General features: G+C 56.2%; 28 protein-coding genes. 13 read left to right on the forward strand and 15 right to left on the reverse strand.

From position 1 onward, the window contains the following. The first annotated feature begins 418 nt into the window (after window positions 1-418). Complete coding sequence (locus tag QZT71_RS08220) at window positions 419-1,246, forward strand: DNA-formamidopyrimidine glycosylase family protein (protein WP_295914952.1); 828 nt, start codon at window positions 419-421, stop codon at window positions 1,244-1,246. 225 nt (window positions 1,247-1,471) lie between these two features. Here the strand turns inward: QZT71_RS08220 and QZT71_RS08225 are convergent, their stop codons facing one another. From QZT71_RS08225 to dapF, 5 genes are all read right to left on the reverse strand, one after another. Next, the gene (locus tag QZT71_RS08225) at window positions 1,472-2,278 is read right to left on the reverse strand and encodes a M48 family metallopeptidase (RefSeq protein WP_295914954.1); all 807 of its coding nucleotides are present in this window, start codon (window positions 2,276-2,278) and stop codon (window positions 1,472-1,474) included. A 94-nt stretch (window positions 2,279-2,372) separates the two neighbouring features. Further along, on the reverse strand, window positions 2,373-2,651 hold the full coding sequence (locus QZT71_RS08230) for a zinc ribbon domain-containing protein (protein ID WP_295915016.1): 279 nt from the start codon (window positions 2,649-2,651) through the stop codon (window positions 2,373-2,375). A 146-nt stretch (window positions 2,652-2,797) separates the two neighbouring features. Continuing rightward, window positions 2,798-3,595: an alpha/beta hydrolase gene (locus QZT71_RS08235; RefSeq protein WP_295914956.1), complete on the reverse strand. Its 798-nt coding sequence runs from the start codon at window positions 3,593-3,595 to the stop codon at window positions 2,798-2,800. Window positions 3,596-3,607: 12 nt separating this feature from the next. Next, window positions 3,608-3,802, reverse strand: a complete 195-nt coding sequence (locus tag QZT71_RS08240) for a hypothetical protein (RefSeq protein ID WP_295914958.1) — start codon at window positions 3,800-3,802, stop codon at window positions 3,608-3,610. Window positions 3,803-3,824: 22 nt separating this feature from the next. Next, on the reverse strand, window positions 3,825-4,631 hold the full coding sequence (gene dapF, locus QZT71_RS08245; RefSeq protein ID WP_295914960.1) for a diaminopimelate epimerase: 807 nt from the start codon (window positions 4,629-4,631) through the stop codon (window positions 3,825-3,827). A gap of 136 nt (window positions 4,632-4,767) precedes the next feature. Here dapF and QZT71_RS08250 point away from each other — a divergent pair, with 136 nt between their 5' ends. Both QZT71_RS08250 and QZT71_RS08255 read left to right on the forward strand, forming a co-directional pair. Then, window positions 4,768-5,514, forward strand: a complete 747-nt coding sequence (locus QZT71_RS08250) for a nitroreductase family protein (RefSeq protein ID WP_295914961.1) — start codon at window positions 4,768-4,770, stop codon at window positions 5,512-5,514. Between the two features lie 8 nt (window positions 5,515-5,522). After that, entirely contained in the window at window positions 5,523-7,901 is a 2,379-nt protein-coding gene (locus QZT71_RS08255; protein WP_295914963.1) for a BamA/TamA family outer membrane protein, read from the forward strand. Window positions 7,902-7,976: 75 nt separating this feature from the next. On the opposite strand, the gene QZT71_RS08260 is transcribed toward QZT71_RS08255, so the two are convergent. From QZT71_RS08260 to QZT71_RS08285, 6 genes are all read right to left on the reverse strand, one after another. Then, on the reverse strand, window positions 7,977-8,885 hold the full coding sequence (locus QZT71_RS08260) for an AraC family transcriptional regulator (protein WP_295914964.1): 909 nt from the start codon (window positions 8,883-8,885) through the stop codon (window positions 7,977-7,979). 195 nt (window positions 8,886-9,080) lie between these two features. After that, the gene (locus QZT71_RS08265) at window positions 9,081-9,623 is read right to left on the reverse strand and encodes an OmpH family outer membrane protein (protein WP_295914968.1); all 543 of its coding nucleotides are present in this window, start codon (window positions 9,621-9,623) and stop codon (window positions 9,081-9,083) included. 29 nt (window positions 9,624-9,652) lie between these two features. Continuing rightward, window positions 9,653-10,159: an OmpH family outer membrane protein gene (locus tag QZT71_RS08270; protein WP_295914971.1), complete on the reverse strand. Its 507-nt coding sequence runs from the start codon at window positions 10,157-10,159 to the stop codon at window positions 9,653-9,655. Window positions 10,160-10,342: 183 nt separating this feature from the next. Beyond that, window positions 10,343-12,919 (reverse strand): POTRA domain-containing protein, encoded by a 2,577-nt coding sequence (locus tag QZT71_RS08275; RefSeq protein WP_295914974.1) that lies wholly within the window; start codon window positions 12,917-12,919, stop codon window positions 10,343-10,345. A gap of 26 nt (window positions 12,920-12,945) precedes the next feature. Next, window positions 12,946-13,659 carry an isoprenyl transferase gene (locus QZT71_RS08280; RefSeq protein ID WP_295914976.1) on the reverse strand — a complete coding sequence of 238 codons (714 nt, stop codon included), beginning with the start codon at window positions 13,657-13,659 and terminating at the stop codon, window positions 12,946-12,948. 79 nt (window positions 13,660-13,738) lie between these two features. Beyond that, on the reverse strand, window positions 13,739-14,617 hold the full coding sequence (locus tag QZT71_RS08285) for an NAD(+)/NADH kinase (protein ID WP_295914979.1): 879 nt from the start codon (window positions 14,615-14,617) through the stop codon (window positions 13,739-13,741). 178 nt (window positions 14,618-14,795) lie between these two features. Here QZT71_RS08285 and QZT71_RS08290 point away from each other — a divergent pair, with 178 nt between their 5' ends. The 3 genes from QZT71_RS08290 to QZT71_RS08300 are packed head-to-tail and all read left to right on the forward strand — an operon-like array spanning window position 14,796 to window position 17,619. Beyond that, complete coding sequence (locus QZT71_RS08290; RefSeq protein ID WP_295914983.1) at window positions 14,796-15,512, forward strand: pyridoxine 5'-phosphate synthase; 717 nt, start codon at window positions 14,796-14,798, stop codon at window positions 15,510-15,512. Window positions 15,513-15,536: 24 nt separating this feature from the next. Continuing rightward, window positions 15,537-16,190, forward strand: coding sequence for a GDSL-type esterase/lipase family protein (locus QZT71_RS08295; protein WP_295914987.1), 654 nt, complete (start codon window positions 15,537-15,539; stop codon window positions 16,188-16,190). A 4-nt stretch (window positions 16,191-16,194) separates the two neighbouring features. Further along, window positions 16,195-17,619, forward strand: a complete 1,425-nt coding sequence (locus QZT71_RS08300; RefSeq protein WP_295914989.1) for an HD domain-containing protein — start codon at window positions 16,195-16,197, stop codon at window positions 17,617-17,619. Between the two features lie 54 nt (window positions 17,620-17,673). On the opposite strand, the gene QZT71_RS08305 is transcribed toward QZT71_RS08300, so the two are convergent. After that, on the reverse strand, window positions 17,674-18,618 hold the full coding sequence (locus QZT71_RS08305) for a DMT family transporter (RefSeq protein WP_295914992.1): 945 nt from the start codon (window positions 18,616-18,618) through the stop codon (window positions 17,674-17,676). 50 nt (window positions 18,619-18,668) lie between these two features. Between QZT71_RS08305 and QZT71_RS08310 the strand changes: the two genes are divergently transcribed. After that, complete coding sequence (locus tag QZT71_RS08310; protein ID WP_295914995.1) at window positions 18,669-19,622, forward strand: DMT family transporter; 954 nt, start codon at window positions 18,669-18,671, stop codon at window positions 19,620-19,622. Here QZT71_RS08310 and QZT71_RS08315 read toward each other — a convergent pair. The 3 genes from QZT71_RS08315 to QZT71_RS08325 are packed head-to-tail and all read right to left on the reverse strand — an operon-like array spanning window position 19,619 to window position 20,981. Beyond that, window positions 19,619-20,014, reverse strand: coding sequence for a thioesterase family protein (locus QZT71_RS08315; RefSeq protein ID WP_295914998.1), 396 nt, complete (start codon window positions 20,012-20,014; stop codon window positions 19,619-19,621). The genes QZT71_RS08310 and QZT71_RS08315 overlap by 4 nt on opposite strands. 2 nt (window positions 20,015-20,016) lie before the next feature. Next, complete coding sequence (locus QZT71_RS08320) at window positions 20,017-20,598, reverse strand: L-threonylcarbamoyladenylate synthase (RefSeq protein WP_295915001.1); 582 nt, start codon at window positions 20,596-20,598, stop codon at window positions 20,017-20,019. A gap of 5 nt (window positions 20,599-20,603) precedes the next feature. Continuing rightward, on the reverse strand, window positions 20,604-20,981 hold the full coding sequence (locus QZT71_RS08325; RefSeq protein ID WP_295915005.1) for a VOC family protein: 378 nt from the start codon (window positions 20,979-20,981) through the stop codon (window positions 20,604-20,606). 152 nt (window positions 20,982-21,133) lie between these two features. Between QZT71_RS08325 and QZT71_RS08330 the strand changes: the two genes are divergently transcribed. From QZT71_RS08330 to QZT71_RS12555, 6 genes are all read left to right on the forward strand, one after another. After that, the gene (locus QZT71_RS08330) at window positions 21,134-21,859 is read left to right on the forward strand and encodes a YebC/PmpR family DNA-binding transcriptional regulator (protein WP_295915007.1); all 726 of its coding nucleotides are present in this window, start codon (window positions 21,134-21,136) and stop codon (window positions 21,857-21,859) included. A 214-nt stretch (window positions 21,860-22,073) separates the two neighbouring features. Continuing rightward, window positions 22,074-23,291, forward strand: coding sequence for a site-specific integrase (locus QZT71_RS08335; protein WP_295915009.1), 1,218 nt, complete (start codon window positions 22,074-22,076; stop codon window positions 23,289-23,291). Window positions 23,292-23,735: 444 nt separating this feature from the next. Then, complete coding sequence (locus QZT71_RS08340; protein WP_295915019.1) at window positions 23,736-24,275, forward strand: UpxY family transcription antiterminator; 540 nt, start codon at window positions 23,736-23,738, stop codon at window positions 24,273-24,275. A 105-nt stretch (window positions 24,276-24,380) separates the two neighbouring features. Next, window positions 24,381-25,232 carry a hypothetical protein gene (locus tag QZT71_RS08345; RefSeq protein ID WP_295915012.1) on the forward strand — a complete coding sequence of 284 codons (852 nt, stop codon included), beginning with the start codon at window positions 24,381-24,383 and terminating at the stop codon, window positions 25,230-25,232. A gap of 142 nt (window positions 25,233-25,374) precedes the next feature. Then, on the forward strand, window positions 25,375-26,562 hold the full coding sequence (locus tag QZT71_RS08350) for an MraY family glycosyltransferase (RefSeq protein ID WP_295915015.1): 1,188 nt from the start codon (window positions 25,375-25,377) through the stop codon (window positions 26,560-26,562). Between the two features lie 6 nt (window positions 26,563-26,568). Then, a partial coding sequence (locus QZT71_RS12555) for a sugar phosphate nucleotidyltransferase (RefSeq protein ID WP_367112543.1) occupies window positions 26,569-26,622 on the forward strand: 54 nt, incomplete at its 3' end.

Below are 26,622 nucleotides of genomic sequence, written 5' to 3' on the forward strand. Positions count from 1 at the left end.
AACACGCAGGCGGCAGGCGTGTGGCTGATTTTCCTCGTTGCCCATAGCTTGGGGGTTTCCCGTATGTTTCGCCGCCCGCCCCTGTGCAGCGATGTTCCGCTCTGCTTCACTTGCTGGCCCGGAAGAAAGGTGGGGACGGCATCTCTTACCTCTCCAAACGCACTTGGCAATAGCTCGCGAAGAACTTGGGCTTGTAGGTCTGCCTTATTATGGGCATGTTTGTCCAGGAGTGCGGGTGCGCTGTGCCCCGATTTGATTTATAGGCGGCTGCCCGACTGTTTTTTCTGCATACTGCTTCCTCTATCGTGTATCCATTCCTGTTATAGACACGGTTTTCTGGCCGGAAGTGCTGAAAGAAATGTGGGCGGGGAATAGGATTTGTCGACAGTTTGGTTATCTTTGTCCCAAACGCTCAATTATGATCGAGATACCCGAAGCCCAGACTGTTGCGCGGCAAGTTGCAGAAACACTGGCCGGTCGTGTGATTACCGATGTGTTCAACGCCACCCATCCCCATAAGTTTACCTGGTATTCGGGTGACCCGGCTGCTTACCGTACTCTGCTCGTCGGGAAAAGGATACTTTCGGCGGAAGGGCACGGCCCCTTTATCGACCTGCTGCTGGATGACGAAACGCACATCGCCCTTTCCGACGGGGTGAATTTGCGTTATTATCCTGCGGGTGCGGATATTCCGCCGAAGTACCAGTTGCTGATTACGTTTGATGACGACAGCTTCCTGGTCTTGACGGTCGCCATGTACGGGGGCATCAACGCTTTCCGGGGAACACTCGACAATGCCTATTATCTCGGGGCGCTAACCAAACCCTCTCCGCTGGAGGAGCGTTTCGATGCTGCCTGTTTTGACCGGTTGGTTGCCGCTGCAAAGCTCAATCTTTCGGCCAAAGCGCTCCTTGCGACCGAACAGCGGATTCCGGGGCTCGGCAACGGTGTCCTGCAGGATATTCTGTTCCGTGCGGGAATTCATCCGAAACGGAAACTCGCTACGTTGGGCGCGCCTGAAATAGATCGGATGTATCGTGCGGTAAGGACGGTGCTGCGGGAGATGGTCGATGCCGGAGGCCGCGATACGGAAAAAGATCTTTTCGGCAGGCCGGGCGGATACCGTGTCCTGCTGTCGAAGAATACCTGCTCCGGGCCGTGCCCCGTATGCGGCGGTGCGATTGTGAAGGAGTCCTATATGGGCGGTGCGGTCTACTACTGCCCGCATTGCCAGCCGTTGAAATAGCCGGACGGTTTCCGGCGGCAGTCGCCCCGGATGGGCGGATGTCGAACCCGATGCGTTGCCGGCCGGAGCGTAGCTGCCTGGTATAAAAAACACCCGGATGCCCCTCCCCTGAACAGGGAGCGCTGCGGAAATTTCTAACCCGATGCGTTGCCGGCCGGAGTGTTGCCGCCGGGCCTAATAAAACAGCCGGACTGGAGAGCCCGGCTGTTTTTTGTTTTGACGCTGCTATTGGTGTGCTGCCGCGTAGGCGTCCGCCTTCTCTTTCATGCGGGCGGCGCGCTTCTCACTGTCGGGATGCGATGAGAACATCTTCTGCACCACCGAGGCTTTTGCACCTTTCGACAACTCGACCAGTTTGGTCAGCGAATTTGCCATGGCATAGGGGCTGAATCCATGTTTTACCGAAAATTCGAATCCGTATTCGTCGGCTTCGAACTCCTGTTTCTGCGAGAACTGGGCCCCAGTAAAGGCCGTCACGACCTCGCCAACCTGCGAGTCGCTCAACTTTGCCAGCGTACTGCCTTCGGCAGCTCCGGCGGCGTTGCGGGCAGCCGACGAGAGGTAGGCGTTTTTCATGGCGTGTTTGACGTCGGCATGTACGACGTGGCCGATTTCGTGGCCGATGATAGCCATCAGTTCGTCGTCGTCCATCAAGTCCATCAGAGCGCTGAATACGCGAATCGAGCCATCGCCGCAGGCGAATGCATTGACGTCCGTAACGTTGTAGACCTTGAAGTTGAGCGGCAGGCCGTTGGCATCGGTAATACCCTCGGTCAGGCGTTTGAGGCGTGCGCCGTATTCGGTCGTTTCATCGGCAATGGGGTTGTTGGCATCCATCCATGCTACCGATTCGCGGCTCAATTCGGCGATATCCTTGTCGGTCAGCGTCACGGCTTTGGCAACGTCTTTCCCGGCCTCGAGCAGTTTGCCCGTGTTGAGTTTCTTGCCGCCGATTTTCAGCTGGGCGGCCGCATCTCCCGGCCACGCGGCGCACAGGAGCAGTGCGGAACATAAAAGCAATAATTTCTTCATTTTCGTATTACTGGTTTGCAATTTCCGGGACAAAGATAATTTTATTCCGTAAAAAGGACGAGTCCGGCGCGAAAAAAAATCGATTTGCCTGCCGCTATTTCTGCCAGCGTTTGAGCATGGGAAAAAATTCCCGCATGCCGGCAATCGCCTCTTCGTAGGTGTAGCTTTTCCCGTTTTCGTCGCGGAACTCCTCGTGGAACCGGGCACAGTGCAGAATCATCTCCTCCATTGTGCATTCCTGTGCGAATGCGCCGTCCTTGTAGCAATAGACACAGTAGTCGGCACTCGGCGTGCCGTCGGCTTCGGTGCCGAAATCAGCCGCTGCCTGCATCGGCATGCCGCAGCTCTGGCAGAATTTCATTTCGTCGGTCATCATCTTCGGGTTTTAGGCCTGCCGGGCCGGGGTGAACCCGGCTTTGAACAGGCATGATTTCGTTTTTTTCAGTTTCGCACCTGCCCTTTGCTGCAAATATACGAAATCCCTGCGGCCAAAAGAGGTATTCGCGTGTACGGCAACCGTTATTGCAGTACGAAGTCGAGGATGGCCCGGGCCGCTGCCTCGGGCTCTTCGAGGAATCCCATGTGTCCCGAGTTTTCGAGCCATACGACTTTTGCCTGCGGATGCTCCGCGATTATCTTTTCAGCCGCTTCGGGCGGGATGTAATTGTCCTTTTTGCCCAGGATGAAAAGCTGAGGCACCGGTGAGCGGCGCAGCATTTCGTTCTGGTCCCTGCGGGCAATCATTCCGTTCAGCAGGGCTACGATTCCCTCGTCTTCGGTGATGAACACCTGTTCGGTCAGGTCTTCGATGTAGTCCCGCATCCGCGTGCGGTTTTGCTCGGCAAAGCCCGCTGCCGGGGCTACGCGGGCGAGCATGTCTTTCTTGCCGGCCTTGACGAGCGCGATTTCCCGGCGGCGGTTTTCCGCTTTCTCCGGGGTGTCGGGGTTCGGGGTCGAACTGAACAGCACCAGTCCGTCGAGCATTTCCGGATGGCGTTCGCAGAATGCCAATGCCACGTATCCGCCCATGGAGTGGCCGACGAGCGTGCATTTTTCGATTCCGAGGGCTTTGAGCGCGTCGGCTATCGTGTCGGCGAGGAAGTCCATCGTGTGGATTTCGCCCGTAACGACCGAAATGCCGTGCCCGGGCAAATCGAGCGTTATGACGCGCACCTCTTTATACAAATACGGAATGAAATCCTCCCAGACGAGCATCGACTCGAGGTAGCCGTGCAGCAGTACGACACATTTCTCGCCGGCCTGCGAGTCGCAGACGTGAAGTGCCGTGGAGCCGGCCATTATGAATTTTTCGATCATGTTTGCCGTGGATTAAGCCTCGTCTTCGTCGTCGAGGTAGTCGAGTACGGATTCGCGCCGGGGCATGAGTTCTTCGTCTTCCTCTTCGTCCTCGATCGAGCTGTAGAGCGAATGGCGCTCCTTGCCGCTTTTGCGTATCGGTTCGAGGCGTTTTGCCTTCCGGAGTTCATCCGCGTCATGTTCGCGAACTCCCTTTTGTGTTTTCATGGGTGGGAAAAGATGGTTGATTTTAGAAGTTGTCGGTTTCGAATGCCCCGCTGAACACGCGCCTTGCGGGGCCCGTGAGCCGGATATTCGTATAGGTCTGCGGCCCGGGGCCCTGCGTGAAGCGTACGCTCAACTCGCCGCCCGGCACCGTAATTCGGTATTTGGTCGTTTTGTGCTGCAAAGCATAATTGGTTATAATCGCCGCGGCCGTGGCTCCCGTGCCGCAGGCCAGCGTTTCGTTTTCCACGCCGCGTTCGTACGTGCGCATGCGGAACGTACCGTCGCCCGTAATTTCGACGAAATTGACGTTCGTACCCTGCGGGAAACGCTCCGTGTCGTAGCGTATCTTCCGCCCGAGGCCCCGTACGTCCGTTCCGGCGACGTCCTGTACCAGTGCCACATAGTGGGGGACACCGGTATTGAGGAACCACCAGCCTTCGCCGGTGCGGATTTCGGATACATTTATCATGCCCAGTTCGACCTCGCCGGTCATGCCTTTCAGGCGTCCCATGCGCGCCGTGTGGCGCCCGTCCGTGGCGTCGAAGTACTTGGTTTCGCCGCCGATGCCAAGGTGCTCGGCGAAAAGCGCGAAACAGCGGGCGCCGTTGCCGCACATTTCGCCCTGCGAGCCGTCGGCGTTGTAGTAGCGCATCGAGCAGTCGAGCTCGGCGCTGCGCCGCAGCGTCATCAGCCCATCGGCGCCGATGCCGAAATGGCGGTCGCACAGGGCGGCGACCAATGCTGCGTCCGCGCGGAACAGCTCCTCGCGGTCGTCGATCAGGATGAAATCATTGCCTGCTCCCTCGTATTTCGCAAATTTTACCTGCACGTTCGATGGCGGTTATATCATCGCAAAAATAATAAAACTTCTAAAAGTTTTACTACTTTTGTAGAAAATATGCGCATTCGCCCGAACCGGCAGATGCCTGTATCCTTTTTACATAGAACCGAAAAAAACAATTCCCATGAAAAGTGTGCTTTTCAAGCATCGTTCGATACGTAAATTCCGTCCCACACCCATTCCCGAAGAGGTGCTGCACGAAATCCTCGAGGCGGCGTCGCGCGCCTCGACGTGCGGCAACATGCAGCTCTACTCGCTCGTGGTCACACGGGATGCCGCGCTGCGCGAAAAACTCGCACCATGCCATTTCAACCAGCCGATGGTGACCGAGGCCCCGTGCGTGGTGACCGTCTGCGCCGACGTGCACCGCTTCTCGATGTGGTGCGAGCAGCGGGACGCCGAGCCCGCATACGACAATTTCGCATGGTTCCTTAATGCCTCGACGGACGCCCTCCTGGCGGCCCAGAACCTCTGTATCGAGGCCGAGATGAACGGGTTGGGCATCTGCTACCTCGGCACCACGATTTATACCGCCGCGCAGATTGCCGATATCCTCGGCCTGCCGAAAGGCGTCATTCCGCTGACGACCGTCGTTATGGGGTACCCCGACGAGTCGCCCGAGCTGACCGACCGCCTGCCGCTCGAGGCCGTGGTGCATTACGAGAAGTATACCGACTATACGGCTGCGGAGATCGACGAGCTGTGGGCCGAGCGCGAGGAGTCGGCGCTGACCAAACGCCTGCTGGAGGAGAACGGCCTGCCGAACCTGGCCCAGGTGTTCACGCAGCGCCGCTACGTACGCAAGGACAACCTGGCCATCTCGGAATCTTATTTCGCCCTTCTGAAAGAGAAAGGCTTCTTCAATAACTGACGCCGGGGGTGCGGGGAGTAAGTCGCATATTCGTTGTCGCCGTGTTGGGCTTGCTGTGCTCCGCATGCAGCGTCACGCGCAAAATTCCCGAGGGCCAGTACCTGCTGCAGAAAGTAAAAATCGAGGCCGACAAATCGACGCCCCGCAAGGAGCGCATTACGGCCGGGGATTTGGAGAAATACGTGCGCCAGACCCCCAACAAGCGTTTCCTGGGTACGAATTTCTACGTGTGGCTCTACGAGCAGGCCAATCCCGACAAGCAGAACTGGTGGAACAACTGGAAGCGCAGGATCGGGCAGGAACCCGTGCTGCTCGACATGAGCCTTACCGACCGGAGCGCCGAGAACCTGAAAATCTACATGGTTTCGAAAGGTTTCCGGGCCTCGCAGGTGGCGTTCGAGGTCGATACCACTTCGCGCCGCAAGCGCGCCAAGGTCACCTACCGCACGCGGCAGGGAGAGCCGTACCGAATCGATTCGATCTCCTATCGGTTCCGGGACAAATTTCTCGAGCCCATCATCCTGGCCGACACGGCCAACACGCTGATACATCGCGGCAGCATGTTCGACATGACGCTGCTCGAACGCGAGCGGGAGCGCATTACCGCCTACCTCAAGGAGCGGGGGTACTATAACTTCACGGTTAACAACATCATCCCTTATGCCGATACGCTGATCGGCAACCGCCGGGTCAACCTGGAGCTGATTTTCGAGCAGCACCTCACGGGATATAACGAGCGCGGCCTGCCGGTCAGGGACAACAATACGGTCTACCGTATCGACCAGATTAACGTCTTCCCGGATTACGATCCCGTTGCGGCGCGCACCGACTCGACTCTTTTTTCGCGCCTCGATACGATTTATTACCGCGGCCTGAACATTATCTACGAAAAACGGCCCAACCTGCGCCCGGCGATACTGCGGCAGGCTGTGCCGCTCTACCCGAACTATGTCTACAATTCGGCGCAGGTGAACCGCGCTTATACCGATCTGATGTCGCTCGGTTATTTCAAGAGCGCCAAAATCGCCTTCGTCGAGCAGCCCCGTGATGTCGACGTCACCAATTACGTTTCTTATATCGGTGCCTCGGCGGACTCGACGCAGACCCGTTATACGAAAGAGGGCTACCTGCAGTGCAATATCCTCTGCACCCCGGCCCTGAAACAGAGTTTCAAGGTCGAACTGGAAGGGAGCACCACCACGAGTTTCTATGGATTGAAAGCGACGCTCGGCTACCAGAACCGCAATATATTCCGGGGGGCCGAGTCGTTCGACGTTTCGTTCACGGCGGGTTATGAGTTCATGAAAGCGCCTGATGCCAAGAAAAAACGCGCCACGGAACTGGGGGTGACGACCGGGCTGACTTTTCCGCGTTTCCTGATGCCGTGGCGCACGCGCCGCTTCCGGTCGGTCAACCAGCCCAAAACCAAGGTGGAGCTTTCGGTCAATTTCCAGGACAGGCCCTACTACCGGCGTACGCTGTCGAGTGCGGGAATCACCTACATGTGGGCCAACAACCGTTACTCGTCGTTCTCGCTGCGGCCCGTGGACATCAATGTGGTCGACGTGAAACGGGATCCCAACGGCAATTCGTTCTTCGACAACATGAAGAACAAATACTTGATAAACAGCTTTAAAACGCAGTTCATCGGCGGCATGGCTTTCGGCTATTCGTATAACAACCAGCTCAAGAACCTGGGCGGCAATGCCACCAACATCCGGTTTAATTTCGAAACGGCCGGCAACCTGATTGACGGAATCGAGCACCTGTTCTACTCCAAACCGGCGAACAAGGATGCCTATACGATTTTCGGCCTCGAATATTCGCAGTATTTCCGTACCGACTTGAGCATCAGCCGCAAGATTATGCTGGGCGAGGTTACGGCCCTCGTGGGCCGCCTGTACGGGGGCGTGGCGATGGCCTACGGCAACTCGACCTCCGTTCCGTTCGACCGCCAGTTCTATGCCGGCGGCAGCAACGGCATGCGCGGCTGGGCGCCCCGTTCGCTGGGACAGGGTTCGCTGCCCAATCCCCACGACGACTTCCCGATGCAGACGGGCGACGTGAAATTAGAGGCCAACCTCGAACTCCGTTTCCCGATTTGGGGTATGGTGCACGGTGCCACGTTCTTCGATTTGGGTAATATCTGGTATATCCGGCAAAGTTCCGACTACGCCAGGGACGCCGTTTTCTATTTCGATAAATTCTACAAACAGCTGGGATTCAATACCGGACTGGGGATTCGGCTGGATATCAAGTTTGCCGTATTGCGCCTCGACTGGGGTGTGCAGCTCCACAACCCCAACAACCCGGCAGGCGAGCGTTGGATACACAACCTGCGGTGGAAGAACACGGCGCTCAACTTCGGCGTCGGCTATCCGTTCTGATGCGGTGCCCCGTGTGCCGGTGCGATGCCGTTCGCAGCTATAAGAAATCCCCGGGCCTTCGAACCCGGGGATTTTTCAGTGCAGTGCCTTGTATTGCGAGGGCGACATTGCGGTATTGCGCTTGAAGTAGCTGCCGAAGAACGATTGGTTCGGGAAGTTCAGGTAGTAGGCAATCTCCTGTACGCTCATATTCGAATATTTGAGCAGTGTCTTGGCTTCGAGGATTACGTAGTTGTCGATCCACTCCGATACCGACTGTCCGCTGATTCGCTTGATGAGCGTCGTGAGGTATTTGGGCGTGATGCAGAGCTGGTGTGCATAAAATCCTACGCTGCGCTCGGTGCGGAAATGGTCGCCCAGCAGTTGTATGAACTGCTTGAAATACTCTTCGGCGCGGTTGTGAGCTACATTCTGCTCTGCTGGATGATCCGCGAGATAGTGATTCAGGATGTCCCCGACCTTGTAGATAGTCGCGGCAATCAGTCCGCTGATGATGTCGTAGGAGAACTGGGTTTCGGGTCCCCGGGTTTCGCGTTCGACCTGCGCGATGAAACTGCGCAGGGAGAGACTCTCCCCGGGCGAAAGCGTCAGGCACGGATTGGCTGCGAACTGCAGGAAGAGCGGCATCATGTTCTTGAGGTCGATGTTGATTCGGCGCATGAAGTCGGGCGAGATGACGATAACGTCGGCCTTGAAGTATTCGTCCGAGTGAACCTGCAGGATGTTTTTCGGGCCGAAGACGAAAATCGAGTCTTTTTTCAGCCGGTACTCGCGCAGGTTGAGCGACACCTTGGTTTCGCCCTCCGTGCCGACGCCGATAACGCAGGCGTCGATACGGCACGGGAAACGGAAGATTTCCATCTGTGAGCCGCTGCTGGCCGTGATACATTCGCGCATCAGGCCCTGGCGGTTATCGCCGGCCATCTCGATGAGTTCGGCCAGCGTAAACGAGTTGATCGGAGTTTCTGTCTTTTTACTGTTCATTTTATCCCTGTTATTCAGGCGGAATATACTAAAAAAACACGATATACAGTTCTAATCGTTCGATATTCGAACTATATGAACAATTTACTACCCTTTTGGAGTTGCCGCCCCGACGGTGAGAGGGAAAACGAAAAAAGTGCCGTTATTACGGCACTTTTTACATTTATGGGTATGTCGAGTCCGCTCCGAAGCGGCTTATTTCTTTGCTTCGGCTGCCGGGGCATCCGTGATGCCGAGTTCCTTCTTCACCACGGGAGCGAGGTCCGTCAGCGTGGCTTCGTCGAAGTAGGCCAGCGAACCTGCCGAGGTGTCGAATACGGCCAGGTAACCGCCTGCGGCTGCTACCTTGTCGATTGCACCCTTGGCTTTCTCGATGATCGGGGCCAGCAACTCGTTATAGCGCTTCTGCAGATCCTGCTGTGCTATCTGTTCGAAATCGTTGCGGCGTTTGATAAGCTCGTTCAGCTCTTTCTCCTTGAGCTCGCGTACGGCGTCCGCCATCGTGCTGAAATTCTTGTTGAATTCCTGATACTTGGTGTTGTATTCGACGGTCAGGGTTTCCATATTCTCCTGGAGATCCTTGCTGTAAGCCTCGAGGTTGGTCTGCATCTCCTTGGTTTCAGGCATGGCCGAAATGACCTCCTGGGTATTGATACGTCCGAATTTCTGCTGCGCGAAGAGCGAGGTGGCGCTCACCGCCAATACAACCGCAAGGGTTAGTTTGATTGCTTTTTTCATAAAGTATTTAAGTTAATTGTTTGATGATTCTACTTTTTGAGGGTGTCGATTACCTGCTGCGTGCGCTCCACGGCGGGATTCGTATAGAGCAGCGTGGGATTGTTCGCCGAGTCGAGCACGATGTCGGCCCCGGCCTGCTTGGCATAGGCCTCGATGGCGGCGAAGACTTTCTTCTGGATTGGCTCGATGGTTTCGATGCGTTTTTTCATCAGGGTGCCGTCGTTGCCGAAAAGGCTTTCCTGATACTCCTGTGCCTCTTTCTCCTTGGCCAGGATTGCGTTTTCGCGGACCTGGCGCGTGGTGGCCGTGAGCGAAGCTTTCTGGTTCATGTAGTTGTTATAGAGCGCTTCGACCTCGGCGAATTTTGCGTCTACCTGATTCTGGTATTGCTCGGCCAGCTTATCCAGGGTGGAGATTGCCGTATTATAAGCGTCGACGGATTTGAAGATTTTCTCGCTGTTGACGATTATGTAGTTCTGTGCCGATAACGTACCGGCCGTAAGAACGAATGCCGCGATTAATATCAGACGTTTCATAATCCTTGTGTTTTAAGTTAATATTCAGCCGGATTCCCGGAACAATGCTATAAATATAACTATTTTCTTTCAAATTTATTGCCACAGGTGAATTTATTGCCTGATGCACCTGCTTCCCGCATTCTTCGGGAGAGCCCGTTTCAGGCGTATTCCCCGAAGCTTACCGCAATCCGCCGCCGCCGTTTAGAACTGCTGGCCGAGTACGAAGTGGAACTGGCTGCCGCTCTTCTTGGTCGAACCCGCCGGGGCGTCGAAGCCGTAGCCCCAGTCGATGCCGAGCATGCCGACCACGGGCAGGTAGAGGCGGACGCCGAAGCCGGCTGCACGTTTGATTTTGAAGGGCGAGAACTTGCGCCACGATTCGAATGCGTTACCGCCCTCGAGGAAGCCGAGCACGTAAATCTGCGACGACGGTTTCAGGATGACGGGGTAGCGCAGCTCGGCCGTGTATTTGTTGTAGGCGACCGAATAGTCGTTCGTGGGATCGAGGGCACCGTCTTCGTAACCGCGCATCGAGATGATGTCGATACCGTATATATTGTAGCCGGACATACCGTCGCCGCCGACTTCGAAGCGCTCGAAAGGCGAAACCTTATATTTGTTGTAATTGCCGAGGTAACCCATTTCGGCCTTGAGCATCAGCACGAGGTTCGAGTTTTGCGTCAGCGCCTGGAACCATTGTCCTTTCAGCTGCCATTTGTGGAACTCTACCCAGCGGTAGCGTTCCTGGTTGGCTTTGTCCTGGATGGACGAACTGGTGGACGTGGTGGCGAGCCGCTCGAGTTCCTTATAATTTTTGCCGTCCCAGAGCGAGTAGGGGGGCGTGAACTGCACCGAAACGCTGAACTCCGAACCGCGCCGCGGGTAGATGGGCTGGTCGACCGAGTTGCGGGCGAAGACGAGTTTGAGCGAAAGCAGGTTGGCTGCTCCGTTGGTCATGCCGAACGTATTCCAGTTCTTGAGCGAGAAGCGTTCGTAGCTCGCCTCGCCGTAGAGCGTGAAGTAGGGGTCGGGCCAGTTCAGGCGCTTGCCCAGTCCGGCGGCCACGCCGTACGTACGGAAGTACTGCGTACTCTTCTGCCATACGTAGTAGGCGTTGTTCTGCTCGGAGAAGTGGGCCGATATGGTAAACGAGTTGGGTTTTTTGCCGCCGAGCCACGGGTCGGTGAAACTCAAGGCGAAAGCCTTGTAATAGGTACCGTTGGTCTGGGCCGACACCGACAGGCGCTGGTTCTGCCCCATCGGGTAGGGGCGCCAGGCCCCTTTCTTGAAGAAATTCTTGATAGAAAGGTTGTTGAGCGTGATGCCGACCGAACCTACGAATGTACCGGAGCCCCAGCCGCCGGCGATGTTGAACTGGTCGGAAGCCTGCTCCTCGAGCGGCCAGTTGACGTTGACCAGCCTGTCCGAAACGGGTTTGATGTCGGGCATGATTGTCTCGGGGTTGAAATGCCCCATCGAGCCCAGCGTGCGGATGGTCTGCATGAGCAGCGAGCGGTCGTACAGCTCGCCCGGGAAGGTGCGCAGCTCGCGGCGGATTACCTCGTCGTCGACGCGCTGGTTGCCGGTGATGCCGACCTCGTTAATCTGGAACTGCTTACCCTCGAATACCTTGACCTCGATGTCGATCGAGTCCGGGCCGATAATCGTTTCGGCGGGTTCGATTTGCGACATCAGGTAGCCGTTGTTCTGGTAGAGCGACGATACGGACATCGCCTCGGGGTCGGTCTCCTTGCCGATACCCAACCGCTTGTGCATCGATTTCTTGTCGTAGGTGTCGCCTTTGTTCACACCGAACATCTGCTGCAGGTTGTCGGTTTCGTAAACCGAGTTGCCGACCCACGACACGTTGCGGATATAGTATTTGTTGCCTTCGGAGAGGTCGATGTCGATCCCCAGCCGCTTGTCGTTGATCGGGTAGATCGAGTCGCGTACGATTGTGGCGTTACGGTAGCCGCGCGAGTTGTAGAAGTCGATCAGAAGGTCTTTGTCCGTGTCGTAATCGCTCTCGTTGAGTTTCGCGCCGCGGAAGATGTTGATGCTCTTCTGGTGGGTTTTCTTGAATGTCCGGCGCAGGCGCTTGTCCTTGAACTGTTCGTTGCCGGTGAAGTTGATTTTGCCGATTTTGACCTTGTTCTTGCGGTCGACCAGGAACGTGACGTTGACCATCTGCGGGCGCAGCGTGTCGTTGGTGATGCGGACGCCCACATCCGTGTTGCGGAAGCCCTTTTCAGACCAGTAGGCCTTGATGAGTTTCTGGTTTTTGTCGATGATGTAATCCGAGAGCTCGCTGCCGCGTTTTAATTTCAGTTTTTCGAGCAGGTCTTTTTTCTTGCCTTTCGAAATGCCCTCGAAGTCCCAGTTGTTTACGCGGGGACGCTCCTTGAGGAAGACCTCCAGGTCGAGGCTGTCGCCCTCGATTTCGGCGCCGATTTTCACGTCCGAGAAGAAGCGCTGGCTCCACAGGCGCGAAATGGCGTTGGCGATGAAGTTGCTGGGCAGGTAAATCGAATCCCCGGCAATCAGCCCGGCCGACGATTTGAGGATGTCGGGGTTGAGATATTGGACGCCGTTGATGTTGACGTTTCGGATGTAGTAGAGCTTCTGTGCCCCGCTCTGCCGCATGACGGGAGCGTCTTCCGGGAATGCGGGTTTTGCCGAGGCTGCGGTGTCTGCAGGATTCTGCTCCTGGGCGAATATATTCGTGCAGTACAGTGCGAGGACTGCGACTGCCGTAAATAGCTTACCGAAATAGTTCATCTATTTAAATCTAATCTTAACTTCATCTATTTTACCAACCCGAAACGTCGGTCGCGCCGGGCGTATTCCTCCATTGCACGGTCGAACTCCGCTTCCGTGAAATCGGGCCACAGGACCTGCGGAAAGTAGAGTTCGGCGTAGGATGCCTGCCAAAGCAGGAAATTGCTCAACCGGTGCTCGCCGCTCGTGCGGACGATCAAATCCGGATTGGGGTAGGGCGCCGTGTCGAGCGCTGCGCTGATCGTCCCCTCCGTAATCTCCTGCGGAGCCACTTCACCGGCGGCGACCCGTGCCGCGATGTGCTGCACGGCGCGCGTGATTTCACTGCGCGACGAGTAGTTGAGCGCCAGAATCAACGTCAGGGTCTTGCCTCCGGCCGTGCGTTGCTCGGCTTCGGAGAGGTAGCGCTGCACCTTTTCCGAAAAACGCGTGCGGTCGCCGATCATCCGGATTTCTACGCCCTGGCGTATCAGTTCGGGAGTTTCGTTGACCACGCTTTTACAGAAAAGCTCCATCAGCGCATCGACCTCGTGCTCGGGGCGTCCCCAGTTTTCGGTCGAGAACGCATAGAGCGTCAGGTACTTCACGCCCCAGCGCGCAGCTGCACGCAACGATGCCCGTACGGGCTCCACACCCGCGGCATGGCCCTCGTAACGCTCCTTGCCGCGCATCTCGGCCCAGCGGCCGTTGCCGTCCATGATGATGGCGACGTGTTGCGGTATGCGATTCTGCTCGCTCATATTAGGGCACAAATATAGGGAATAAAAATGAAAAATACCTATTTAATGAACAACTTTACACTGATTTCAGATAGGAGCGTCAACTGCGGATGTCTATGCCCCACATCATTTTATTCCGTAACGTGTCGTAAAATGATATATTGTGCGGGACAGCCAAAAAAATCTTCTGTTCAGCGCGTTTAATCGTGAATGCGGCCTCTTGGCCGATGGCGTAAACGCGGCTGTCGAGCGTCACGAACGCATCGGAGCGCCGCGCGTGTACTTGCAATGTGATAGTCGCCGAGTCGGGGATGACCACGGGACGCATGGTGAGGTTGTGCGGCGCCAGGGGCGAGATTACCAGGCAGGCGCAGGTCGGAGCCACGACGGGGCCGCCTGCGCTCAACGAGTAGGCGGTCGAGCCGGTCGGTGTCGAGACGATTACGCCGTCGCCGTGGTAGGTGGCTACCATCTGGCTGTCGACGTAGGTTTCGACCGAAATCATTCCCGCACCGTGGCGCTGCACGGTGAATTCGTTGAGCGCCAGTACGCTGCCGGGCTGGCGGGTGTAGCCGCCCTTGACCTCGAGCATCGAGCGGGGCTCGGTGGTGAGGTGCCCCGCGGCGATTTCTTCGAAAATCAAATCGAGTCCCGCACTGGGGGCGCTGGTCAGGAATCCCAGGTGTCCGGCGTTGATGCCCATTACGGGGATCGGAGCGCCGCAAAGGCGCTGTACCCCTTCGAGCAGGGTGCCGTCGCCGCCGTAGCAGACCATCACCGTGTCGGCGGGTTGTTCGCCGACGTGCTGTCCATATGTTTTTTCAGGCGGAATTGGGATACCCGTGAACTCGCTTACGAGCGGGGCGAACTCTTCGTTGACGGCGTATTCGAACCCGAAAAGACGGAGCGCGTCGAACAACTGGCGGATCTCCGCGGCGGTATGGGCTAACTGCCTGCGGGAAAAAAGTATGATTTTCATCGGCGGAGTTTCGAAAAAATAAGTAACTTTACCACGCCAAGGCGACGCAGGGAGCCGTTCGTGCTCCGCCCGGATCGCCCGGCGCAATTTGGTTCTACATCGTGACGGCATGGTTCGTGCTCCGGTTCGTCCGGCGGCAGCGAAGCCTGCAGTCATACGTGCAAATATACGGATTTTTATGACAAAGTTAAGTGTAAACATCAATAAGATTGCCGTAGTGCGCAATTCGCGCGGCGGGAATCTGCCCGACGTGGTGCAAACGGCCCTCGACATCGAGCGTTTCGGCGCCGACGGCATCACGGTGCATCCGCGTCCCGACGCCCGCCATATCCGTTACGACGACGTGCGGAACCTGAAGCGGGTGCTCGCCACCGAATTCAACATCGAGGGCAATCCGATTCCGGATTTCATCGACCTCGTGCTGGAGGTCGTCCCGACGCAGGTGACCCTCGTGCCCGACGCCCACGACGCCATCACTTCGAACGCCGGATGGGATACCGTCGCCAACCGGGACTTCCTGACCGGGGTTGCGGCGCGCTTTCATGAAAAGGGCATCCGGGTTTCGATTTTCGTCGACCCCGACCCGGCGATGGTCGCGGGAGCCAAAGCCTGCGGCGCCGACCGGGTGGAGCTCTATACCGAGGCCTTTGCCCGCGAGTACCCCGCCGGCCCGGAGGCTGCGCTGGCTCCCTATCTCGCCGCCGCCGAAGAGGCGCGCCGGCAGGGGCTGGGGCTCAATGCAGGGCACGACCTGAACCTGGAAAACCTGCGTTTCTTCGTCAGCCGCATCCCGTGGACGGACGAGGTGTCGATCGGCCATGCGCTGATTTGCGATGCGCTCCGGTACGGATTGGAGAATACCGTACAGTTGTATAAACGCGAACTCAAATTTTAGTTATTAGTTAGATAGAAGCCGACCATGAAAAAAATCATTCTCCTCGCAGCGGCCCTCCTCTGTGCGGCCGCATCGTTCGCCCAGAGCGAATACAATTACCAGCGCCGCAGTTTGTTCGAACAGCTTCCGATACGGGGCAACGACATTGTTTTCCTCGGCAACAGCATCACCGATTACGGCGAATGGCAGGAGTTGTTCAACAACCGCCATATCAAGAACCGCGGTATCAGCGGCGACCGTTCGGGCTGGATGCTCGACCGTCTCGACCCGATTATCGAGGGCCATCCGAAGAAGTTGTTCCTGATGATTGGCACGAACGACCTGGCCGCCGGCATTTCGCCCGGGGAGGTGGCGCGCAATATCGAAAAAATCCTCGACCGCTTCCAGGAAGAGTCGCCCTGGACGAAGATATATGTGCAGAGTATCTTCCCGGTGAACGGCGTGGATACCAAGGCCAAGCCCCGCAACCATTGGAAGAAAGGCGCCGAAATCATCGAAACCAACAAATTGATTGAAGCGCTCTGCGAGGGCCGCAAGAATGTCCTTTACATCGACGTCTATTCGGCGCTGGCCGATGAAAAAGGCATGCTCGACAAACGCTATACGAACGACGGGCTGCACCTGATGGGCGAGGGGTACCTCGTCTGGAAGGGAGTCATCGAAAAATACGTGAAATAGCCGCGTGCCGCTGTCGAATCCCATATTCAGTCAAATCTCGCGTATCGCCGGCGAACAGGGGGTAAAGGCCTTTGTCGTCGGCGGTTACGTGCGCGATTATTACCTGCGGCGCCCCTCGACCGACATCGACGTGGTGGTCGTGGGGAGCGGTATCGAACTGGCCGAGGCGCTGGGGAAGGAACTGCATGCCCGGGTCTCCGTATTCAAGACTTTCGGCACGGCGATGCTCCGCGCCGGAGGAGTCGAGGTCGAATTCGTGGGGGCGCGCCGGGAGTCCTATACGCATGATTCGCGCAAACCGCAGGTCGAGGCCGGAACGCTCGGGGACGACCAGCGCCGGCGCGACTTCACAATCAATGCCATGGCGTGGTCGCTCAACGCCGGTTCGTTCGGCGAGCTGGTCGATCCGTTCGACGGGATGGACGATTTGGAGGAGTGTATCATCCGCACGCCGTGCGATCCCGACATTACCTTTTCCGACGATCCCCTGCGCATGATGCGGGCCGTGCGTTTCGCCGCGCAGCTGGGATTTGAAATCGAAGGGGAAACGTTCGATGCGATATGCCGCAATGCGCAGCGTATCAAGATTGTATCGCGCGAGCGCATCGCCACCGAACTCAACAAGATTGTCCTGTCGCCCGTGCCCTCCATCGGCTTCGAATTGCTGGAGCTGACCGGGCTGCTGAAGTTGATTTTCCCCGAGATGCACAACCTCAAGGGGGTGGAGAAGCGCGGCACGCATGCCCACAAGGACAATTTTATCCATACGCTCAAGGTGCTGGACAATGTGGCCAGACGCAGCGACGACCTGTGGCTGCGCTGGGCCGCCGTGCTGCACGACATCGCCAAGCCCCTGACCAAAGCCTACGACCCCAAAGTCGGCTGGACGTTCCACGGACACGAAGTCGTGGGCTCGAAAATGGTTCCGGCGATTTTCCGTCAGCTGAAACTTCCCCTGAACGAACATATGAAATTCGTGCAGAAGCTGGTTTTCCTGCACCTGCGGCCGATTATCCTCTCGGAGGAGATGGTGACCGACTCGGCCGTGCGCAGGCTGCTGTTCGAAGCCGGGGACGATGTCGAGAAACTGATGACGCTGTGCGAGGCCGACATCACCTCGGGCATCGACGCCAAGGTGAAGCGCTACCTCTCCAACTTCGAGCTGGTGCGCCGCAAGATGAAAGACCTCGAGGAGCGTGACCGCATCCGCAACTTCCAGCCCCCGATTACGGGTGAGATTATCATGCAGACCTACGGCATCGGGCCGTGCCGTGCAATCGGCGATATCAAGGAGGTGATTAAAAATGCCATCCTCGACGGCGAGATCCCCAACGACTACGATGCGGCCTATGCCCTGATGGAGCGTTTGGCGGCGGAGCGGGGACTGATGAAAAAAGAGGCTGCCGGAGCGGGTACGCCGGAAAAGTAGGGGCATTGCCCGCCGGGCGGTGACGTACGTGACGAATGCTTGAAAAGGCGGGGATTAGTCCCTGCCTTTTTTGTTTTGCATCTCCGCCTCCAGCTGTGCCCGCGATTTCGATTTGGTCACGAGCCACACCCCGACGAAAACGCACAGGGCCGCGGCGCCTTTGGTAAACCCGAACGTATCGAGCCCGACGGCGACCGTGAAGAGCACCGCCACGACGGGCTGCACGTAATTGTACATCGAAACGACGGTCGGTCGCAGGTAACGCTGGCCGGTCGGCACCATGAGGTAGGATAGGAATGTCGCCCCGCCGACTACGTAGGTGATTCCTGCCCATGTGCGCGGCGTCATTCCGGCGTAGTCGACTTCGGCCAGCGGCCGGTGGTAAATCACGACGGCGGCGACGGCGGCGAAGAGGAACATCCACTTCATCGTCGTTACGGGTGAATAGCGGATGATTACGTTGCGGAATGCCGTGAGGTAGGTGGCGTAGCAGACGGCGCTGACGATGCACAGCACGTCGCCCGTGACGCTCGATGTGTGGCCGGTGCCGTGCTGGCTGACGAGAATCAGCAGCAGCGCCCCGGCGCATCCGAGCAGTACGCCGCCGGCCTTGAGCCATGTGATCGGTTCGCGCAGGAAGAGCGTCGCCAGCACCATCGTCAGCACGGGGACGATGGTGGCGATGATCGACGTGTCGATGGGCGAAGTGAGCGACAGTCCCCACAGGAAGAGCATCTGGTTCAACTGGATGCCGAATACCGAGGCGAACAGCAGCAGCACGACGTCGCGCGGTGCGACCTTTTCGCGCGGCAGGAACAGCGATACCGTCCAAAACAACAGGCAGGCCCCGAGCATGCGGTAGGCGCTCAATGCGAAAGGACTGATTCCCTGTGTGTTGTATTCGGATCGGAGCACGCTTTTGCAGATCGGTGCGTTGAGGCCCCAAACGATATTGGCGACCCACAGGGCCGCATGTCCTTTCAGTTTTCCTTTGTCCATGTCGCGCGTGGGTTCAGTGCGGCAAATATAGGTAAAATTTGGTGTAAAAATTGCCCCGTGTGACTTTTGTGAGTAAAACACGCTATAATCTCGACCTGGTATTTGCCAACATCTTTTTCGGAGCGAATTTCTCGTTCTACGTATCGCTTACGCGCAACTACCTCGACTTCCAGCAGATATTCATGCTGCAGGTGCTTTCGGCCGCATTTTTCTTTATTCCGTTCGCCCTTTTTTCGAAGCAGTCCTACCGCATTACATGGCGCGATGCGGGCAATATCCTGGTCGTTACGCTGCTGATTGTCTACGGCTGGATGTACATGCTGCTCTGGGGCTCGTCCTATACCTCGCCCATCGACGCTTCGATTATCTCGACCCTGGGCCCGGCCTTTACGCTGATTATGGATCACCTCATGCACCCGCACAAATATATCAAGGCGCGGGTCGTGGGGGTGGTCTGCGCATTGATCGGGGCCGCAATCCTGCTTTTCGACCACGGTTTCGTGCTTACGCACGGCAGCCGTGCCTACGGCAATGCGCTGGTGCTCGTCGCGGTGGTGGCGATTGCCATCAATACGGTGATTATCAAACCCCAGCTCGAACGGCTGGGGACGCTGGTGGTGATGGGGTGGTACTATATCATCGGGCTGGCCGTGACGGCCCCCTTTTTCTGGAAATACATTGCCCACACGCCGTTCCTGCACCTGCCGTTCCAGGCGCAGTTCGAACTGGCCTATATCCTGATTCTGGGCACGGTGCTGCCGATGTACCTGCTCTACCGCGGTACCGAGAAACTCACCTCGGTGCATACGGCCCTCTACCGCTACATCCAGCCCGTCATCGCGGGTATTCTGGCCATTGTCCGCGGGCAGGCCGTTTTCGACACGGCCAATGTCGTGGCGCTGGCTTTTATCTTCACGGGGGTGGTGCTGGTGGTGATCGGCTATAAATATTATGTCCGCCACGGAATGCCTGCCGTGGGGCACGACGGAAAGCTGCGCACCTAATCGGCGAGCAGCCGTGCGCGCCAGGCATCGGGCACGGGGATGCTTTCCTGTTGCGCGAAGTCGAAAGCGACCATCACCGAACGGCTTTCGCTGCGCACCTGGTCGCCGACGAGCAGCTGCTGCAGGAGCGTGAGGCTTTTGTTGCCGATTTTCTCGCAGGTCGTGGTGACGCGCACCTCGTCGTTCAGCCGGATTTGTCCCATGTAGGAGGTGGTGGTCGATACGGTGACGATACGCAGGTCGCCGAGCAGCACTTCGGCTCCGAGCACCTTTTGGTAGTACTCCAGTTTGCCGACGTCGAAGTACATCTGCTGCGACACGTTGTTGACGTGCTGGAACGGATCGATGTCCGAAAAACGTTTCTGTACGGCGGTTTCCAGTATTTTTGCCATTGTTATTCGCGGATGATTTTCACTTCGCCGCCCTCGCCGAAAGCGATGATGGACGACGCTTTTTTCGTGGGCTTGCCCTCGAAGCGGGGGTTGACGACGAAATCGACCCCATCGATAATCTCGCGCGACACTTCGGCGAGGCCGGCGGGCGTCGCCTCGCCCGAGATGTTGGCCGAGGTCGAAACGATCGGGCGGCCCAGTCCCCGGAGTACCCGGCGGCAGAATTCGTGGTCGGGGATGCGCACGCCGAGCGTACCCTCTTCGGGAATCAGGTTCTCTGCAACGCCCGCTGCGCCCGGCAGGATTGCCGTCAGGGGGCTGGTCGCCAGTTCCATGACCTCGAATGCGATGCCCGGCGCCTTGTCGACGTAGCGCACGACCATGTCGGACGAGGCGCACAGCACGAGCATCGATTTCTTGTTTTCGCTCCGTTTGAGTTTGTAGATGCGATCCACGGCTTCGGCATTCGTCGCGTCGCAGCCCAGTCCCCAGACCGTGTCGGTGGGGTAGAGGATGATGCCGCCCTCTTTCAGCACGCGGATGGCCTCGCCGGCCTCCCGCTGCAATTCGGTTTCGTTTTGCATGTTCGTTATTTTACGGGCAGAATCTCGATCCAGTAGTCGTCGGGATCGTTGATGAAGTAGAGCCCCATCGCGTGGTTTTCGTAGCAGATGCAGCCCATGGCGCGGTGGTATTCGCGGACGGCGTCGTAGTCGCCCGCCACGCGCATGCACAGGTGGCTTTCGTTCTCGCCCAGCTCGTAGGCCCCGGTGTGGTCGCGCAGCCACGTCAACTCGAGGCGGAACGGCGTTTGCCCGTCGCCCAGGTAGGCAAGGATGAAACTTCCGTCGGCCGCCTCCTTGCGGCTGATTTCTTTCAGACCCAGCGCCCTGTCGTAGAACTCCAGGCTCCGGCCGAGGTCGGTGACGTTGATGTTGAAATGGTCGAATCTGCTTTTGATTTCCATACTTCACGATTTTTATCCGCACAAAATTACACAAATATCATGAAATACGTATATGCCCGCCATCATATAAATTTTAACTATAATTCTTATTTTTTAATGCTTAATTTTATACCTTTGTGGCACGAATAAAAAAATAATAACGAATAATTCATATGGGAAGAGCTTTTGAGTATCGCAAGGCGCGGAAAATGAAGCGCTGGGGGCACATGGCCCGTACGTTCACCAAAATCGGTAAGGAAATCGAGATTGCCGTGAAAGCCGGCGGCCCCGATCCCTCGGGCAACACCCGCCTGCGCATCCTGATGCAGAATGCCAAGGCCGAGAACATGCCCAAGGAGAACGTCGAAAGGGCCATCAAACGTGCCACCGAGAAAGACGCCGCCGATTACAAGGAGGTCGTTTACGAAGGATACGGCCCCCACGGCATCGCATTCCTGGTGGAAACGGCGACCGACAATACCAACCGTACGGTGGCCAACGTGCGCATGTACTTCAACAAGTGCGGTGGTACGCTGGGCAACAGCGGCAGCGTGGCATTCATGTTCGACCACAAGTGCGTGTTCAAGTTCCACGCGGCGGAGGGTGCCGACATGGAGGAGATGGAACTCGAAATGATCGACCTGGGGGTCGACGAGTTTTATCCCGAAGAGGACGGCGTGACGGCATACGCTCCCTACGAGTCGTTCGGCGCAATCCAGAAATGGCTCGACGACAAGGGCTACGAGATTGTATCTGGAGAGTCGGTATACCTGCCGACCGATACCAAGGAGCTCGATGCCGAAGGCCGCGAATCGGTCGAGAAGCTCGTCGAGAAACTCGAGGAGGACGACGACGTGACCAACGTTTACCATAATATGAAAGAGGTCGACGAGGAGTAATTTTCGTTCCGGCCTTTTTTATCCGGCTTCGGGCGGGGCGGCGCATTTGCGCTGCCCCGCTTTCGTTTGCCCCGCCCCGTGTCTGCCGCGGATTTGTTGGCTTGCGAATTGCAGGAGAGAAGCCGGCGAGCAGAAAAATTTGTCGGACGGATGCTCATAAAGTATGGCTAAATATCGGATAATTGCGACCTTTCGGGATAAAATCTGAAAGCTTATGGCAAAAGTGAGTGTGAAATTAAGAACATCGGCCGTTTCCGGCAACAAGGGAGTTATCTGTTATCAACTGACACACCGCCGCGAGATACGGCGGCTGACTTCGGGGATTCGCCTGCTTCCCGGGCAGTGGGATGCTTCGGCGCAGCGGATTATCGCGTCGGAACCGGACGACGCAGCGGGCCTGCAGCGCCGTATCGAGGGCGACCTGAATTCGCTGCGCCGGATTATCCGCGAACTGGACGCTGCGGGGATGCCCTATACCGTCCGTGATATTGTGTCCCGGTTCCGGCTCCCGTCGAGCAATTTCCCGGTGTTGTCGTTTATTCGGACGCAAATCGGACAACTGGCCGTCGACAACCGTTTCGGGACGGCACGGAACTACCAGCGTGCGCTCAACAGTTTCTCCGCATTCCTGGGGGATGCCGATATTCCGTTTGCAGCCTTTACGGAATCGTTGGTCGGAGAGTACAATGCCTATTTGAAGCGCCGCGGCGTCGTGCGCAACACGATTTCGTTTTATATGCGCATCCTTCGCTCCATTTATAATAAAGCGGTGAAGCTGCACCTGGCCGAACAAACCTTTCCTTTTCAGAACGTATATACCGGAATCGACCGTACATGCAAACGAGCCGTCGGCGAGGAGGTCATCTGCCGCTTGAACCGGCTCGACCTGCGTGATTCCGCAGCGCTTTCGTTCGCCCGCGACCTGTTCATCTTCAGTTACGGTACGCGCGGGATGGCGTTCGTCGACCTGGCTTATCTCCGTAAAACGAATGTCTGCGGCGACATGCTTCGCTATACCCGCCATAAAACGGGACAGCAGTTGAGCGTGCGGCTGGAATCGTGCATAAAGAAAATTGCCGTCCGGTATGCGGACCGCTCGCGCAGCCTGCCCTACCTGTTTCCGATTCTGACCTCCGAGGATCCCGTGCAGGCCTATGCGCAGTATCAGGTCGCTTTGAACTATTATAACCGGTTGCTGAAAAAACTCTCGAAACGCCTGAAACTCGAGCAGGGGCTCTCGTCCTATACGTCGCGGCACAGCTGGGCGACAGCCGCCCGTAACCACAACGTTCCGCTGCCGGTCATCAGCGCCGGAATGGGGCACACTTCGGAACGGACGACGCAGATTTACCTGATGATGTTGGAAAATTCGGTGATAGACCGGGCTAATCATGGAATCGTGGCCTCTTTGGAGCGGTACGTTTCTTTGTAAGAAACCATACACCTTTATCAAGACGTTTAATAACAAATTATTACGGGGATTTTGCGCGGCAGTTTTTAGAAACCTTTTTCCGATTTTTTACTGCTTTTTCCGGTGCTGATGCAGATTCTTTTTACAGCAGTATGAAAAATGGCAGGCAAAGGCGCATTTGATGATAATTTTGAATCGGATGATATAACTTATTGTGAATCAATAGGTATTTTCGAGGGGGGGGGTATTTTTTCAATACAATATTTCCCGTTTTGTTTGGTTGCTGTAATAATATTATTTACTTTTGCCGGAGAATCGTATGGTTTCTTACAAAGAAACAGGTACGTCTGAAATCGCTGTGTCTGGAACTGTGGGCTTGTATGTGATTGAGTTTCATCGTTTTAAGATGTGCTCAAAGCCCCGGGGGTGTATGCTGTCTCCAAAAAAAACGGTAAGAAAGTGGAACTGTCGACCAAGAAAACGGAAGAGGCCGTCTGGTTTGCAATGCGGGTCACCTACAAAAGGGAGTTGATTGCAAAGCAGTTGTTGGAGCGACAATCCATCGAAACCTTTATTCCCATGCGGTATGAAACCCGCCGGAGCGGTATGCGGAAAAAACATGAACTCGTCCCTGTCATCCACAACCTGATTTTCGTACACACGGAGCAGTCGAAGATACAGCGGGCCAAAGAACGGATTCCGTTCCTGCAGTACATGACGTGCTCGGGCAGCGGTGAAAAAATCATAGTTCCCGAAGACCAGATGCAGCGTTTTATCGCAGTCGCGGGAACTTACGACGAACAACTGATTTATTTCCGGGACGATGAGGTCAACCTGGCCAAAGGCGTGAAAGTGCGGATTTGCGGCGGCGAATTCGATGGTCAGGAAGGCGTCTTCCTCAAAGTCAAAGGAGCACGTGATAAGCGTGTTGTTATTGCTATCCAAGGGGTTGTAGCCGTGGCGACGGCAAGCGTCCACCCCTCCCAGATAGAGATTATTCCATAAATCTGGCCGCTTTGGCGGTCAGGGAGTATGAAAACTGAACCCTTGCAATCCTTATTGCCGGGCGTATTGCGTACGCGTCCGGATGTTTGTAGCAGCACCGATTGGTTGCTGTCGCTTTGTCGCGTCTATACGTCGCTCTACGATTTGGTAGCGACGAACGACCTCGAAAAAGAGTTCGGACGCAGGGCGGAATACGCCGAAAGGGCGGATGAATTGCTTCACGTCCTTCTTCTGAAAATCACCTCTACCGACGAGCCGGCATTGCGGAGCGCACTGATTTCGGCCACGTATGCCCTGATTTGCGGAACGACGTTCGCAGCAGGTGCGAAACTGGACGACTGCCGCGAACAGACGGTACGGCTATTTTATGATTATGCCGATGCGGACGAACCGCACGGCCTTGTAAGAACAGGCATCTGCCGCTGTATTTCGGATATGTTGTATCCCGAGATACCGGAAGGGGATGCCTGTTTCCGTTTTTTTCGCACCTCCGTCCGGGAATGGGCCGGGGCATTGTCTGCGGTCGGCTGCTGGACCGGTATCCCTTTCGATGTCGCTTTGGAGCGTATCGAGGTGATGAACCGCAATTCGTACATGTTCCTCGACCGTACGTACGACGGAGCGGTCAAACGGGCATTCGAATATTACCGGCAGCGTCTTACCGTCCCCCGGGATCCGGGGAATTTCGACGAATGTTATCTGCAGACGCTGGGACGGCTGTACGACGTCGCCCTGCAGGGGAATGCCTATGCCCCCGATACCGTCCTGGCAGGACGTATAGCCCGGTTTATGGGCGACTACGCCCGGATGCAGCCGGAACGGAACGACGAGTGGCTTTACAGCACCTCCTATGTCGTTCATAACCTCGCCGGGGAGATTGCCGGACAGCTGCAGCAGGGGGGCTTGCAGCATATCCCGGAGGTGTCGGTACAGGCAAATGCGGGGTTTGATATATAACTTGTTATGAGAAAGTTATATCCAATTATATTCGATATTGAAATTATGATAAGGTTGCAGAGGCAATTTGTGACTTGGTGATTGTGCAGACAACTTTAATGCTGGAAAAAATATGTCGGAAGACTGGTAAAATATCAAAATCATGGAATTGTTCGATTATTTAAAATTAATTGCGCCACCGTTCCTTGTTTCATTGATTGCAGTAGGAATTGTCCATCCGTCGATAGTCAAGATAGCCAAAATCAAGGGGATCGTCGATACCCCGAATGCCCGTAAATTACAGAAAGAGCCGGTTCCGGTATTAGGCGGCACGGCGGTTTTTTTCGGAATGTTCATGAGTTTGTCTATCGCCAATGCATTGGCCGCGTGTTCGGGGTTGTATGTCCTGATGAGCGTCATGATGCTGATGCTTTATTTGGGAACGATTGACGATATTCTCGACCTGCGGCCCCGGATTCGGTTTGTCATCCAAATCATTGCTGCTCTGGCATTGGTGTATCTGGGCGGAGGCAATTACAAAATAGAGAGCATGCTCGGACTGTGGGGTATCTGTGTGCTGCCGCAATGGAGCGCTGTATTGCTCACCGTGTTCGCGATTGTCGGGATTGTCAATGCGATTAATCTTATCGACGGGGTCGACGGTCTGTGCTCGGGCTTCGGCGTAATGTCCGGCATCATCTTTTTGGTCGCATTTTTATATGTCGGCGACTATACGATGGTGCTTCTGTGTGCTTCTTTGATCGGAGCCCTTATCCTTTTCTTTTTCCATAATGTTTTCGGGTTAAGAACTAAAATGTTCATCGGTGACGGGGGAACACTCGTTGTAGGCATCATTATCGCAGCCTGCGTCATCCGCCTGATACACGCCGTGTACATACAGCACGACATGGCGCCGGTAAACGAATGGGCGTCGGTTATACCTTTTACGCTCGCGGTGTTATCGGTTCCCGTATTTGATACACTGCGTGTGATGAGCGCCCGTATGCTCAAGAGGAAATCGCCTTTCCATCCGGATAAAACACACCTGCACCACATGTTCATCGAGTTGGGATTTTCGCACGTGCTTACTACGGCGAGTATCCTGATACTGAATTTATTGGTTGTCGTTATCTGGCTGCTGATATATTTCAACGGGGGATCGGCAGATATACAGGCCGTGGCTGTCCTGCTGGCAGGGACTGGCTTTACGTCCGGACTCTATTATACCGTACAATGGTTTCGGCGCCGGAATCCGGACGCTTATGCCCGTATGGTCGACTATATTCATTCGAAACAGCCCCGGCGTGACGGGTGGTTTCTGACAATGCAGAAAATCATAGACAAAATATAATAACCGATGAAAGGCATTGTATTGGCAGGGGGTAGCGGTAGTCGCCTGTATCCTATAACG

It is taken from the genome of uncultured Alistipes sp., assembly GCF_902388705.1.
GTDB lineage: Bacteria > Bacteroidota > Bacteroidia > Bacteroidales > Rikenellaceae > Alistipes.